General features: G+C 59.8%; 10 protein-coding genes. 2 read left to right on the top strand and 8 right to left on the bottom strand.

What is annotated here, in order from left to right; translation table 11 throughout:
• Window positions 1-4: 4 nt before the first annotated feature.
• From CAL20_RS05715 to rpsO, 4 genes are all read right to left on the bottom strand, one after another.
• Window positions 5-1,222: a threonine ammonia-lyase gene (locus tag CAL20_RS05715; protein WP_094820110.1), complete on the bottom strand. Its 1,218-nt coding sequence runs from the start codon at window positions 1,220-1,222 to the stop codon at window positions 5-7.
• Between the two features lie 116 nt (window positions 1,223-1,338).
• Window positions 1,339-2,064: a hypothetical protein gene (locus CAL20_RS05710; RefSeq protein WP_094820109.1), complete on the bottom strand. Its 726-nt coding sequence runs from the start codon at window positions 2,062-2,064 to the stop codon at window positions 1,339-1,341.
• Between the two features lie 173 nt (window positions 2,065-2,237).
• Window positions 2,238-4,397, bottom strand: a complete 2,160-nt coding sequence (pnp, locus tag CAL20_RS05705; protein ID WP_094820108.1) for a polyribonucleotide nucleotidyltransferase — start codon at window positions 4,395-4,397, stop codon at window positions 2,238-2,240.
• A gap of 90 nt (window positions 4,398-4,487) precedes the next feature.
• Window positions 4,488-4,757: a 30S ribosomal protein S15 gene (gene rpsO, locus CAL20_RS05700; RefSeq protein ID WP_012248532.1), complete on the bottom strand. Its 270-nt coding sequence runs from the start codon at window positions 4,755-4,757 to the stop codon at window positions 4,488-4,490.
• Between the two features lie 282 nt (window positions 4,758-5,039).
• On the opposite strand from rpsO, the gene CAL20_RS05695 reads away from it, so the two are divergent.
• Window positions 5,040-5,561, top strand: coding sequence for a hypothetical protein (locus tag CAL20_RS05695; protein WP_094820107.1), 522 nt, complete (start codon window positions 5,040-5,042; stop codon window positions 5,559-5,561).
• Window positions 5,562-5,636: 75 nt separating this feature from the next.
• Here the strand turns inward: CAL20_RS05695 and pssA are convergent, their stop codons facing one another.
• From pssA to CAL20_RS05675, 4 genes are all read right to left on the bottom strand, one after another.
• On the bottom strand, window positions 5,637-6,410 hold the full coding sequence (gene pssA / locus CAL20_RS05690) for a CDP-diacylglycerol--serine O-phosphatidyltransferase (protein ID WP_094820106.1): 774 nt from the start codon (window positions 6,408-6,410) through the stop codon (window positions 5,637-5,639).
• Window positions 6,411-6,773: 363 nt separating this feature from the next.
• Complete coding sequence (ilvC, locus tag CAL20_RS05685) at window positions 6,774-7,790, bottom strand: ketol-acid reductoisomerase (protein ID WP_094820105.1); 1,017 nt, start codon at window positions 7,788-7,790, stop codon at window positions 6,774-6,776.
• A gap of 63 nt (window positions 7,791-7,853) precedes the next feature.
• Window positions 7,854-8,345: an acetolactate synthase small subunit gene (ilvN, locus tag CAL20_RS05680; protein WP_094820104.1), complete on the bottom strand. Its 492-nt coding sequence runs from the start codon at window positions 8,343-8,345 to the stop codon at window positions 7,854-7,856.
• 10 nt (window positions 8,346-8,355) lie between these two features.
• Window positions 8,356-10,071, bottom strand: a complete 1,716-nt coding sequence (locus tag CAL20_RS05675) for an acetolactate synthase 3 catalytic subunit (protein ID WP_094820173.1) — start codon at window positions 10,069-10,071, stop codon at window positions 8,356-8,358.
• A gap of 779 nt (window positions 10,072-10,850) precedes the next feature.
• Between CAL20_RS05675 and CAL20_RS05670 the strand changes: the two genes are divergently transcribed.
• Window positions 10,851-13,076 (top strand): FUSC family protein, encoded by a 2,226-nt coding sequence (locus tag CAL20_RS05670; protein WP_094837401.1) that lies wholly within the window; start codon window positions 10,851-10,853, stop codon window positions 13,074-13,076.
• The last annotated feature ends 90 nt before the right edge of the window (window positions 13,077-13,166 follow it).

Here is a 13,166-nt window from a genome sequence, read left to right as displayed (position 1 = left end):
ACGCTCAATGATCGTGATTGCTCGCCGCGAACCCTGCGGCATTCAACACATCGATCACTTCCTGAATATGCTCGGGGCCTCGGGTCTGCAATACGAAATCGACTTCGACGTTCCGTACGGGCAATGCCGTAAAGGCGCGTTGGTGGTGCACCTCGGTAATGTTGGCCTGGGCATCCGCGATCAGTTTGGTGGCGTGCGCCAAGGCGCCGGGCAGATCGCGCAGATCTACCCGGATACGCGCCAGCCGGCCTGCGCGCACCATGCCGCGTTCGATCAACTCGCCCAGCATCAAAGGATCGATGTTGCCGCCGGTCAGCACCAACGCAACGCGTTTGCCGTGGAAACGTTGGCCGCCTTCGGCTTGATCGCGTAGCAACGCAGCCAGGCCGGCCGCTCCCGCCCCTTCGACAACGGTTTTTTCGATTTCCAGAAGCACGACGATAGCGTGCTCGATATCGCTCTCGCTGACCAATTCGATACGATCAACCGCGCGACGAACGATCTCTTGGGTGATCGCGCCTGGGGATTTCACCGCGATGCCTTCTGCGATCGTGTAGTGGCCGGCAGTCATCGACGCGCCCTTCACGGCAGCGTACATGGACGGAAACCGCTCGGTTTGGACGCCGACGATTTCGATACCCGGTTTGATTGCTTTCGCGGCGGTCGCAATGCCGCTGATCAAGCCGCCGCCACCGATGGCGATGACCATCGCGTCCAGGTCTGGTTTGTCCTCCAGCATTTCCAACGCCAGGGTGCCCTGCCCGGCGATGACCGCCTCGTCGTCGTAAGGATGGATCATGATCAGGCCGCGCTCCCGTACGAGTTCGTAGCCATGGGCTTTCGCGTCGTCAAAGGTATCGCCATGCAAGACGACTTCTGCACCGAAGCGCCGCGTATTGGCGACTTTGACCGTAGGCGTGAATCGCGGCATGACGATCACCGCCGGCACCCCCATGCGCTGCGCATGATAGGCCACGCCTTGTGCGTGGTTTCCTGCGGACACCGCAATGACGCCCTTGCTGCGCTCTTGCGGCGTCAGCGCCAGCATTCGATTTAGCGCGCCCCGCTCTTTGAACGAGGCAGTGAATTGCAGGTTTTCGAATTTCAGCCAGATCTCGGCGCCCAGGATATCGGAGAGCGTGCGCGAGTGCGTAAATGGCGTTTTATGCACTTGCCCTTGCAGACGGGCGCGGGCGGCTTGTATGGCGGCGAGATCGATCACGGTCGAATCCAGTAAGAATCGTGGAATCCGCTTCTGTAAGGACGGAAATAGCTGTCAGATACATAGGCAGGTTCATCACAGCCACACGCGGCGGCCGGGACCATGAGTGTAAATCCTCATCGCACGGGCAGGAAATTAAAGAACAGCAGTCCCTGCGCATAATTGATCCCGATGCGCCGGTCGTTCTCGCCCAGCAGATTTGCAATCAAATCCAGTCGGCCAATAATGGCGCCGAATTCGCGCTCGAAACTGAGGTTGGTCACGGTGGGCGATATTTCGTTGGCCAATAACAAAGGCTCGTCTGCCACATTGCGGCGAGATGCGAGCAACCACGCAGCGGCCTCGACGTTGCGCGCGGCGTTGTAGATCCGTTGCCCATGCAGCACATCGGACACGTAAATACGCGTTTTGTCGTTGTGGGCAGCGATCAGCGTATCTGCCAGACCATAAATAAAGGCAGCGACGCGGTCGCGGGTATAGGCAGGATCCAGCGAGACAGCCAGGATCTGGATATCGCGCAAGCCACTCAGATCAGCAGGGGGCGTGCGGGTTTCGATCATTTTTCTCACCCGGGCCACGGCGGCTTCTTGTGTGGGGACGCCGGATTTGCGCCACTCGCGAGGATTGCGGCGATAGAGTTTATCCAACAAGCTGTACAGGCTGTCCAGGTTGTCGCGAATTTCCAGGGTGACGGTCCGGTTGAAATCAGTTTGCGCAAACTGATCCATGGACATCTCTTCGCTTTCCGGGCCGACGGCCTCGGGCTGCCCTAGCGAACAGCCGGCCGCCCACAACAGGCTGCCGCTCGCACATATCCAGGCTACCCACCGTGGGCACCTCATGCCCGTATGATTCCTGTACTAATCAATGAGCGCTCCATCGTATCGCTGCAGGTACACCATGTGCCCGCGTCCTTGCGTCCTTGCGTCCTTGCGTCCTTGCGTCCAGGAATTTACCGCAGATCAAAACAAAAACAGCACCTTTCGGTGCTGTTTTTGCTCAAGAAACGCAAAGCTTATTCAGCTTGCGGCGCCGATTGAGGGGCGGCTTCAGCACCGGGTTGCTGCTGTTGCTCGATCCCGCCGATGGCTTTGATGGACAGACGCAGACGGCCCTTGTCATCGGCCTCGATGACCTTGACGCGGACCTGTTGGCCGACCTTGAGCACATCGTTGATGTTGGCGATGCGGTAGTTGGCGATTTCCGAGATGTGCAGCAAGCCGTCACGGCCAGGCAGCACTTGCACGATGGCGCCGAAATCCAGCAGGCGCAGGACCGAACCGTCGTAAACCTGGCCGACTTCGACATCCGCGGTCAGCTCGACGATACGGCGCTGGGCTTCTTTGGCCTGAGCCTCGTCCACGCTGGAGATCACGATCGTGCCGTCATCAGAGATGTCGATCTGGGTGCCGGTTTCTTCGGTGAGGGAGCGGATGGTAGCGCCGCCCTTGCCGATCACGTCACGGATCTTCTCGGGGTTGATCTTGATGGTCAGCATGCGCGGCGCAAAGGCCGACAGCTCACCACGCGAACCCTCGAGGGCTTCGGTCATCTTGCCCAGGATATGCAGGCGGCCTTCACGGGCTTGTGCCAGCGCGACCTGCATGATTTCCTTGGTGATGCCCTGGATCTTGATGTCCATCTGCAGCGCGGTAATACCGTTTTTCGTACCGGCTACCTTGAAGTCCATATCGCCCAGGTGATCTTCGTCACCCAGGATGTCGGTCAGAACGGCGAATTTGCCGTCGTCCAGGATCAAGCCCATGGCCACACCGGCCACGTGATCCTGCAGCGGCACGCCCGCATCCATCATGGCCAACGAGCCACCGCAGACCGATGCCATCGACGACGAGCCGTTGGATTCGGTGATTTCCGACACCAGGCGGATGGTGTATTGGAAATCTTCGTGAGGAGGCAGCAAGGACACCAATGCACGCTTGGCCAGGCGGCCATGGCCGATTTCGCGGCGCTTGGGCACACCGATACGGCCGGTTTCGCCGGTCGCAAACGGAGGCATGTTGTAGTGCAGCATGAAGCGGTCACGGTACTCGCCCATGAGCGCGTCGATGATCTGCTCGTCTTGCTTGGTGCCCAGCGTGGCGACAACCAGAGCCTGCGTTTCACCGCGGGTGAACAAGGCGCTGCCGTGTGCACGGGGCAACACACCCAGGCGCACGCTGATGGGGCGCACGGTGCGGGTGTCGCGGCCGTCGATGCGGGGTTCGCCATTCAGGATCTGACCGCGAACGATGCGGGCCTCGAGATCGAACAGAATGTTGTCGACTTCGACTGCGTCGGGAGCGTCCTGGCCAGCAGCAGCGGCCTGCTCGGCCAGCTTGGCATGTACGTCGGCGTAGACGTCACGCAGTTGCGTCGTGCGGGCTTGTTTCTGGCGAACCTGATAGGCAGCGACCAGGCTGTCTTGGGCAGCGGCAGTCACTGCAGCAATCAGGGCCTCGTTTTTGGGAGCGGCTTGCCATTCCCAGTCGGGCTTGCCGGCCTCGCGCACCAACTCGTGGATGGCGTTGATGGCAGCCTGCATTTGCTCGTGGCCATACACCACGCCACCGAGCATGACTTCTTCAGACAGCTGCTGTGCTTCGGACTCGACCATCAGCACGGCATTTTCGGTACCGGCGACCACCAGGTCCATCTTGGACGACTTCAACTGCGAAGCGGTGGGGTTCAGCACGTATTGGTCATCAATGTAGGCTACGCGAGCAGCGCCGATCGGACCATTGAACGGAATGCCCGAGATCGCCAAGGCGGCGGAGGCGCCGATCATGGCCGGGATATCGGGGTCGATGTCGGGATTGACCGACAGGGTGTGCAGCACCACTTGGACTTCGTTGTAGAAGCCTTCGGGGAACAAGGGACGCAACGGGCGATCGATCAGGCGCGAGGTCAGGGTTTCCTTTTCGGAGGGTTTGCCTTCGCGCTTGAAGAAGCCACCGGGGATACGGCCCGCAGCGTAGCTTTTTTCGATGTAGTCGACCGTCAGCGGAAAGAACGTCTGACCGGGTTTTGCCTTTTTGGCGGCCACGACGGTGGCCAATACAACCGTATCGTCCACCGACACCAGCACAGCGCCGGAGGCCTGACGGGCGATCTCGCCGGTTTCCAGCACGACCGTATGCTGGCCGTATTGGAACGATTTAGTCACTTTATTGAACATGACGAGAATTCCTTACAAATGAAAAACCGTGGCCGCTGCGACATACGCCGCACCGACCACGGTTGTGTCATGGGGAGCCTGCCCCGTCGATCACTTGCGCAGACCGAGTTTTTCGATCAGTGCGCGGTACGAATCGGGATTGCGACCCTTGAGGTAGTCGAGCAGTTTGCGACGACGGCTGACCATGCGCAGCAGACCGCGGCGCGAATGGTGGTCCTTCATGTGTTCTTTGAAGTGACCGGTCAACTCGTTGATACGAGCGGTCAGCAGAGCTACTTGGACTTCGGGGGAACCGGTATCGCCTTGGGCGCGTTGAAACTGAGCGACGATGTCGGCTTTTTTGATGTCAGCTACGGACATGGAATGACCTCTTCGGACTGGCGGCAGGGCCGAGGTGCCCTACCGTGGTTTTAAAAACGGCAAACAGTTGCGCAGGCGCTGGCATGCGCGAAATACGACTTTTTGTACAACTTTTTGACGTGCGTTCAATATCAATTTGCCCGGCCATACACAATAGCCGGGCAAATCAAGGATGGAATTATAGCCGATTCGCTAGAATTACCCTACTAGGCCGGAATACCCGTCGTCTGGCCGCCCTTTTCGGGTGCTGGCCCCATGGCCGCCGCCCTCCGGAGAATCGCCATGCCCCGTCATATTTACCGCTTGGCAAGCCGCGCCGTGGCGCTGACCGCCGCGCTCGGTGCCCTGTCAGCCTGCGCCAATCTTGCCCAGGTGCCGCCCGGCGCCCCGATGGCCGAGGTTACCAGCCAGTTTGGCCGGCCCAATTTTGAATGCACCCGGGCCGACGGCACGCATCGCGTCATCTGGACCACCCAGCCGTCCGGCCAGTATGCCTGGGGCACGGATCTCACTGCCGACGGACGCACCGAGCAGATCGTTCCTATCCTGACCGATCCCTATTTCAAGCAGCATTTGGCGCAAGGCATGACGGCGGAGCAAGTGCAGTGCGAGTTCGGCCCGCCGGCCGATATCTCGGGCGTAGGCCTGCCCAGCGTGCGCGAAACCGTCTGGGCGTATCGCTATAAGCAGTCGGGCGTATGGAATTCGCTGATGTACGTCTACATGGGACGAGACGGCAATAGCGTGACCCGTTTTCATCCCGGGCCTGACCCGTTGTACGACGAGGACAGGCGTTGGCGCTGAGGAGGTTTTCCAGTCCTTAGGGCGCGCACACCACAGGACTGTGGCAATGCGCGTTTTGCCTCAATGCGGACTGGCTCAATCCGGGTGCGAGCGGCGTTCTTGCTGAAACTTTCTGGCGCGATTCCAGCGCCAGAACATCACTACCCATCCGGACAGGCCATAGAGCACGAACAGGCCGAACAGGACTACCGGGGGATCGCTGGAAACAAAGACGAAGACGGCGACCACGAGCAAAATGCCCCAGAACGGCACGCTACGGCCCAGGGCAAAGCTCTTGCCGCTGAAGAACGAGGCATTCGACACCATGGTGACGCCCGCATACATGGTCAGGGCGAACGCCACCCAGCTCAGCACACCATCCTGAAGGGGTAGCTTGTTATCGATCGCCAGCCAGACAAAACCCGCCACCAGCGCAGCGGCAGCCGGGCTGGGCAGCCCCTGGAAATAGCGTTTATCGACGACGCCGATATTGGTATTGAAGCGGGCCAGGCGCAGAGCGGCTCCTGCCACATACACGAATGCGGCCAGCCATCCCCAGCGGCCCAGATCATGCAGCGCCCACTCGTACATCACCAGCGCCGGCGCAACGCCGAACGAGGTCATGTCCGACAGGGAGTCGTATTGTTCGCCGAACGCCGATTGGGTATTGGTCAGCCGCGCCACCCGGCCATCCATCCCATCCAGCACCAGGGCAACGAAAATCGCAATGGCGGCGGTTTCGAAACGATCGTTCATCGCCTGCACCACGGCATAAAAGCCGGCAAACAGCGCCGCGGTGGTAAAGGCGTTGGGCAGCAAATAGATGCTGCGATGACGATTTTCAGAATCTCGCATTGAAAAATTGGGCATATTTACAAAAAGTGGCGGCGAATAGCTGAAAGGTTAACTCATTCGTAAGGAAAAAAGGCCGCTAACGCCGTGCTAACGGCTTGCTGGCCCATCGCAACTGGCGTGCCAGCCGGAATTTGCCGGGGCACCCAATGGTCTGCCGAGACTGCGCTGCACCGGGGCTTATGCCCCAAGGCCGGCGTCTTTACTGAGTCCGCCCGGCGGCAAAAAAAGCGCCCCCCCACGCTGCGCCTTCGGCTTGCTGCCCCCCCAAGGGGGCGCTTTTTGCCTTGGGGCGGCCCGGCGGCAAAAAAAAGGCATCCTTGGGAAAGGATGCCTTTCTTGCCCTGCCTCTTCGCGGGGCAAAGCGGGACTAATGCGACCTTAGTTCTTGGACTTGTCGACCAGCTTGTTCGCGGCGATCCAAGGCATCATGGCGCGCAGTTTGCTGCCGACTTGTTCGATCTGCGATTCCGCGTTGATGCGGCGGCGCGAGGTCAGGGTCGGAGCGCCGGCGGCGTTTTCCAGGATGAATTTCTTGGCGTACTCGCCCGTCTGGATGTCGGTCAGGCATTGACGCATGGCTTGGCGCGTTTGCTCGGTGACGACCTTGGGACCGGTCTCGTATTCGCCGAATTCGGCGTTGTTCGAGATCGAGTAGTTCATGTTGGCGATGCCGCCTTCGTAGATCAGGTCAACGATGAGCTTCAACTCGTGCAAGCACTCGAAATAAGCCATTTCCGGAGCGTAGCCGGCCTCGACCAGGGTGTCGAAACCTGCCTTGATCAGCTCGACCGTACCGCCGCACAACACGGCCTGTTCGCCGAACAGATCGGTTTCGGTTTCTTCGCGGAAGTTGGTTTCGATGATGCCGGCACGGCCGCCGCCGTTGGCGCTGGCGTACGACAGGGCCACGTCACGGGCCGAGCCGGACTTGTCCTGATACACGGCCACCAGGTGGGGCACGCCGCCGCCTTGAGCGTACGTCGAACGCACGGTGTGGCCAGGAGCCTTCGGGGCAATCATGATGACGTCGATGTCGTCACGGGGCACGACTTGACCGTAGTGCACGTTGAAACCGTGAGCGAATGCCAGCGCGGCGCCAGCCTTGATGTTGGCGTGAACTTCGTTGCGGTAGACCGCAGCGATGTTTTCATCGGGCAACAACATCATGACCACATCGGCGGTTTTGACGGCCTCGGCGACTTCTTTGACTTCCAGGCCGGCGTTAGCGGCTTTTTTCCACGATGCGCCGTCCTTGCGCAGACCAACAACGACCTTCACACCCGAATCATGCAGGTTCAGGGCGTGGGCGTGGCCTTGCGAGCCGTAGCCGATGATGGCAACGGTTTTGCCTTTAACGAGGGACAGGTCGCAGTCTTTGTCGTAAAAAACTTTCATGTTGTGTACTCCGGATTATTTTGAATTCAGTTAATGCAGTAGGGGTGTAGGCAAAAATGCCTGTTAGATCTTCAGGATCCGTTCGCCGCGCCCGATGCCGGACACGCCGGTGCGCACGGTTTCCAGGATGGCGCTGCGATCCAGGGCGTCAATGAATGCCTGCACCTTGTCCTGCGTGCCGGTCAGTTCAATGGTGTACGTCTTGTCGGTCACATCGATGATGCTGCCACGGAAAATATCGGCCATGCGCTTCATTTCTTCGCGCTCCTTACCGACAGCCCGGACTTTGATCAACATCAGCTCGCGCTCGATGTGCGGCCCTTCGGTCAGATCGACGACCTTGACCACATCGACCAGACGGTTCAAATGTTTGGTGATCTGCTCGATGACCTCGTCCGAGCCGACCGTCACCACCGTCAGACGCGACAAGGTCGAGTCCTCGGTCGGGGCCACGGTCAGGGTCTCGATGTTGTAGCCACGCGCAGAAAACAACCCCACGACGCGCGACAGCGCACCGGGTTCGTTTTCCATCAACACGGAAATCACATGTTTCATGACCGCCTCCTTACAGGTCTTCGGAACCGAGCAGCATCTCGGTCAGCCCGCGGCCGGCTTTCACCATGGGCCACACGTTTTCTGTGCGGTCCGTAATGAAATCCAGGAAGACCAGGCGATCCTTGTGCTTCTTGAATGCTTCGCGCAGCGCAGGCTCGACATCAGCCGGACGTTCGATACGCAAACCCACGTGACCATATGCCTCGGCCACTTTCACAAAATCGGGCAGCGAATCCATATACGACTCGGAATAGCGCGAGCCGTAATCGATCTGCTGCCACTGCCGGACCATGCCGAGGAAACGGTTGTTCAGGCAGATGATTTTGGGCGTCAGATGATATTGCTGGCAGGTGGACAGCTCTTGGATGTTCATCTGAATCGATGCTTCACCCGTGATCACGGCGATTTCCGATCCCGGATTCGCCATCTGTACCCCCATGGCATACGGCAAGCCCACACCCATGGTGCCCAGGCCACCGGAATTGATCCAGCGGCGCGGCTTGTCGAACTTGTAGTACTGTGCCGCCCACATCTGGTGCTGGCCCACATCGGAGGTCACGAAGGCGTCGCCGCCGGTGACTTCCCAGAGCTTTTCCACCACGAATTGCGGCTTGATGACCTCGTCGGAGGGGGCATATTTCAGGCATTCCTTGCCTCGCCATGCCTCGATCTGCTGCCACCATTTTTCCTGCGAAGCCGGCTTGGCTTCGGCTCTCGCGGCGTTGTATTGCGCGATGAGTTCGATCAGCACGTCCTTCACGTTGCCCACGATCGGCACATCCACCCGCACCCGCTTGGAAATCGACGAGGGGTCGATATCGATATGGATGATTTTGCGCGCGTTTTGCGCAAAATGACGGGGATTGCCGATCACGCGGTCGTCAAAGCGCGCGCCCACAGCCAACAGCACATCGCAGTGCTGCATCGCCATGTTGGCCTCGTAGGTGCCATGCATGCCCGGCATGCCCACGAATTGACGATTGGTCGCCGGCATGGCACCCAAGCCCATCAGCGTGTTGGTGCAAGGTGCACCCAGCAACTCAGCCACGCGGCGCAGCTCGTCCGAAGCATCCGACAGGATGACGCCGCCGCCCGAGTAAATCATGGGGCGCTCGGCAGCCAGCAGCATCTGCACGGCTTTTTTGATTTGCCCCTGGTGGCCTTTGTTGACGGGCGCGTACGAGCGCATGCTGATCTCGCCCTTGGCGGGGACGTATTTACACGGCTGCAGGCTGACGTCTTTGGGCACATCCACCAACACGGGGCCGGGACGGCCGGTGCGGGCGATATAGAAGGCTTTGCGCAGGGTATCGGCCAGATCCTTGACGTCACGCACCAGGAAGTTGTGCTTGACGCAGGGACGTGTGATCCCCACGGTATCGCATTCCTGGAAGGCATCCTCGCCTATGGCCGCCGTGGGGACTTGTCCGCTGATGATGACCATCGGGATCGAGTCCATGTACGCGGTGGCGATGCCCGTGACGGCATTCGTCACGCCGGGGCCGCTGGTGACGATACATACGCCGACCTTTTGCGACGCGCGCGAATAGGCATCGGCGGCATGCACGGCAGCTTGCTCGTGGCGCACCAGGATATGCTGAAATTTGTCTTGCTTGAAAATTGCGTCGTAGATGTACAGCACAGCGCCGCCGGGATAGCCGAAAACGTGCTCGACGCCTTCTTCGGCCAGGCAGCGCACGAGTATATCGGCGCCTATGGTTTCCATGATATTCATTTCCTGTTTCAGGACCGGCCCTGTTTTCCTGACTGTTGCACGCCCTGATACGGCAGCAACCGAACGAATACCAACGCCGACAACATGATCTGGCGCTTTGAGATTCACGGAACCTCGCCACCCAAACACCTTGCCAACCTGGCACGCATTCGTCGGGAACGCAGTGCAAAACGCCCCACGGGGACGTTCGAGGTCGAAATGGAAGCCTTGGCAACACACGCTTGTGACGCGGCCAACAGCAGGTATTACTGGGGCGTAGCGCCTGGAATGTAGTCTGGGCGGCACGCTTGCCTGAGCGCCAGCATCGGATAGGCAGACTGGCGCAAGAGAGCGAATTTACCGCGTTGCGGCATTAGGAGCAAATCGGCGATTAGCATATTCCCCACACTCATCCGCCCCCATAAAAAAAGAAAGCCCTCCGGGGACCGAAGCGATTCCTCAACCGTGAGTTTGCGGCGGCCCGGCCGGGATGGCAGGCGGGACTGTCGGAGGCTGCCCAGTCCGTGACTCCTCGGCGGGGGCAGTCCGGGGGCCATGTTTGAGCGAAGCGAGTTTGGCCCCCGGCCCGCCGAGGAGTCACGGACGCAGGCCGAGTCCCCGTTCAGGGGACGAGTCAGCCGACCAGTCCCGCCTGCCATCCCGGCCGGGCCGCCGCAAACGGCTTAAGAACCCTCCCGTACCGCCACGCCCGCGCCCAGACGCAGCTATCGCCCCCCACGCCCGCACTTGTTTCTATACTTGCGTCATCACATCTTCAAAGCGGCCCGTTCATGGACTTTCGTATTGCCAGTATTCCGCGCTTTCTTTATAGCCACTACTTTTTTGGCGGAGTACGGCAAGGGGTGGGCATGTTGCTGCCCGTCTTGGTGCTGGGCGGTATTTTTGGCGAATACGCCTTTGGTCTGGTCGCGACGTTTGGCGCACAGTGTCTGGCCATCATCGATCAACCGGGCGGTCCTCAACGGCACCGCACCAATGAGATGCTCGGTGGGGCGTTACTGGCCACGATGGCGGTCGCACTCACTGGCGCAGCGTCGACCTACCCTGTGTTGCTATGGCTGGCGATCATCGGTCAGTGCTTTATTTTTTCGATGTTTTCAGTCTTTGGCAAACGCGGCGGCCTGATTGGTTTCGGCGGGCTGCTGATCATGACGCTGACCATGCATTCGCCGATGACGCCGAGCCAAGTGTTGCCCCACGCCTTGGCGACCTTGGGCGGCGCGCTGTTTTATCTGGCGTTCAGCTTGGCCTTCAGCCGCGTATTCTGGCTGCGCGAAGAGCGTCAGGCCATGTCCGTAGCGCTATTTGCCACGGCGGACTACATGGCTGCGCGCAGCCGTTTTTACGATGAAACGACCGACCTGGACGACATCTACCGCGAGTTGATCCAATCACAATCGGTGATGACGGAAAAACATCAGTCAGCACGCGATATCGTGCTGCGCACACTGCCGCGAGGGCGCGGCTACGGCGACAGCGAGCGCGTCATGCTGTGGAACATGTTTGTCAACATGCTCCAGTTGCTCGATACGCTCGTCGCCTCGCATACGGACTATGCATCGTTACGCCGAGTACTGGCCGGCCATGATTGCCTGCTATTCATGCGTGACGCGCTGGTCAAAATGTCGCTGGAATTGAACCGCATCGCGCTGGACGTCTCGCGCGGACGCGCCGTGCAGTATCGCAGCAGCCCCAAGGCGGAATTGCGCGCCATCGAATACGAAATCGAACAGTTCAAACAACAGGGCATGAGCGAACGCGAGCCCGAAACGCTGGCTCTCATCGTGCAAGTATTGCGGCGGCTGCGCAACGCCTCGCGCATCGTGAGCAAACTGGCTGACCACACCGACGCGCGCATGGATGCGCAGCCTACCGACGAGCTGCGCATCGACAAATCGCTGACGCAGTTCATGTCGCGCCAGGAGCTGCGCATAGGGATGATTACCAGCAACCTGCGGCTGGATTCCCCGTATTTCCGCTATGCGGTGCGCGTCACGCTGGCCGCCGCACTGGCGATGGGATTAATCGGCCAATGGATGACGCCGCAAGTCTCCTCGGCACATAGCTACTGGGTTCTGCTGACGATCGTCATCATCATGAAGCCCGGCTTCGCATTGACCCGTCAACGCAACGGCTGGCGCCTGATGGGAACATTGATCGGCTGCCTGCTGGCGCTGCTGCTGTTTCACGTCACGACTCAGCCGACCATACTATTTGGCGTTCTGCTCATCGCCTGCATCATGGGCAATAGCCTGGTGCAATTGAATTACATGGCGAGCGCGATTTTCAATACGCTGTTCGTGGTCATGGTATTTCACTTCGTAGCCCCGGGCACAGTATCCATGGAGGTCATTGGCGAACGCGCGCTCGATACTGCCATGGGCTGCGCCATTGCGCTCATATGCAGCTACGTGTTGCCTTGGTGGGAAGCGCGTTATATGAAGCCGCTGGCACGCGCGGCCACCAACGCCAATCGCGAATACTTGCGTACGGGCATGAGCTATGTCAGAGCCATGCAGGCGGCAAACGCGGGCATGGCGCCATCAGACGACGTGCCCTCACCCGCCCAGGCCGATATCTCCTGGCGCCTTGCGCGCAAGAACGTGCACATTGCCTTCAGCAATTATGCCGAAGCGTTCTATCGCATGATGAGCGAGCCGCGCTCTCATCAGGTGAACGTGCCGGAATTCAACAATCTGCTCATTCAAAACCACATCATGGCCTCGCAGATCACGGCGGCCATTCCCTTGCTCGCGGGATTGAAAGAGACGCCCGAACCGATGCGCAAGGCGCTAAAGGGTATGGTGGATTTGCTCGACGACAGCAGCCCGGCATCGACGGACTTGCCCACTCAATTCGACACTACGGGCGAACTGGCGGCGCTGGCGTATCCCATCAAGCAGATGCTGCGCGCATCCACGCAAATCCGCCAGGAAATGACAGCGGTCGCAGATCCGCCGCAAAGCCGTCCGTCGGCCATACCCGTTCAGTCTTGATTGCGCAGACCGCGTGACGACAGGGGCGCAGCGGCCAGCGCCCGCGGGTCCACGAGCGCTGACGTCACCGTACGCGACGACACACGGTAT

It is taken from the genome of Bordetella genomosp. 4, from assembly GCF_002261185.1.
Classification (GTDB): Bacteria; Pseudomonadota; Gammaproteobacteria; order Burkholderiales; family Burkholderiaceae_B; genus Bordetella_A.
The sequence above is the reverse complement of the archived record's forward strand: the minus strand, read 5'-3'. Positions and strand labels throughout refer to the sequence as shown.

What these genes read in the sequence shown, in the direction of transcription:
- ilvN (WP_094820104.1), bottom strand. Translation starts at nt 8,345, where the DNA reads ATGAAACATGTGATTTCCGTGTTGATGGAAAACGAACCCGGTGCGCTG.
- CAL20_RS05710 (WP_094820109.1), bottom strand. Translation starts at nt 2,064, where the DNA reads ATGAGGTGCCCACGGTGGGTAGCCTGGATATGTGCGAGCGGCAGCCTG.
- CAL20_RS05670 (WP_094837401.1), top strand. Translation starts at nt 10,851, where the DNA reads ATGGACTTTCGTATTGCCAGTATTCCGCGCTTTCTTTATAGCCACTAC.
- CAL20_RS05695 (WP_094820107.1), top strand. Translation starts at nt 5,040, where the DNA reads ATGCCCCGTCATATTTACCGCTTGGCAAGCCGCGCCGTGGCGCTGACC.
- pssA (WP_094820106.1), bottom strand. Translation starts at nt 6,410, where the DNA reads ATGCCCAATTTTTCAATGCGAGATTCTGAAAATCGTCATCGCAGCATC.
- ilvC (WP_094820105.1), bottom strand. Translation starts at nt 7,790, where the DNA reads ATGAAAGTTTTTTACGACAAAGACTGCGACCTGTCCCTCGTTAAAGGC.
- pnp (WP_094820108.1), bottom strand. Translation starts at nt 4,397, where the DNA reads ATGTTCAATAAAGTGACTAAATCGTTCCAATACGGCCAGCATACGGTC.
- CAL20_RS05675 (WP_094820173.1), bottom strand. Translation starts at nt 10,071, where the DNA reads ATGGAAACCATAGGCGCCGATATACTCGTGCGCTGCCTGGCCGAAGAA.
- rpsO (WP_012248532.1), bottom strand. Translation starts at nt 4,757, where the DNA reads ATGTCCGTAGCTGACATCAAAAAAGCCGACATCGTCGCTCAGTTTCAA.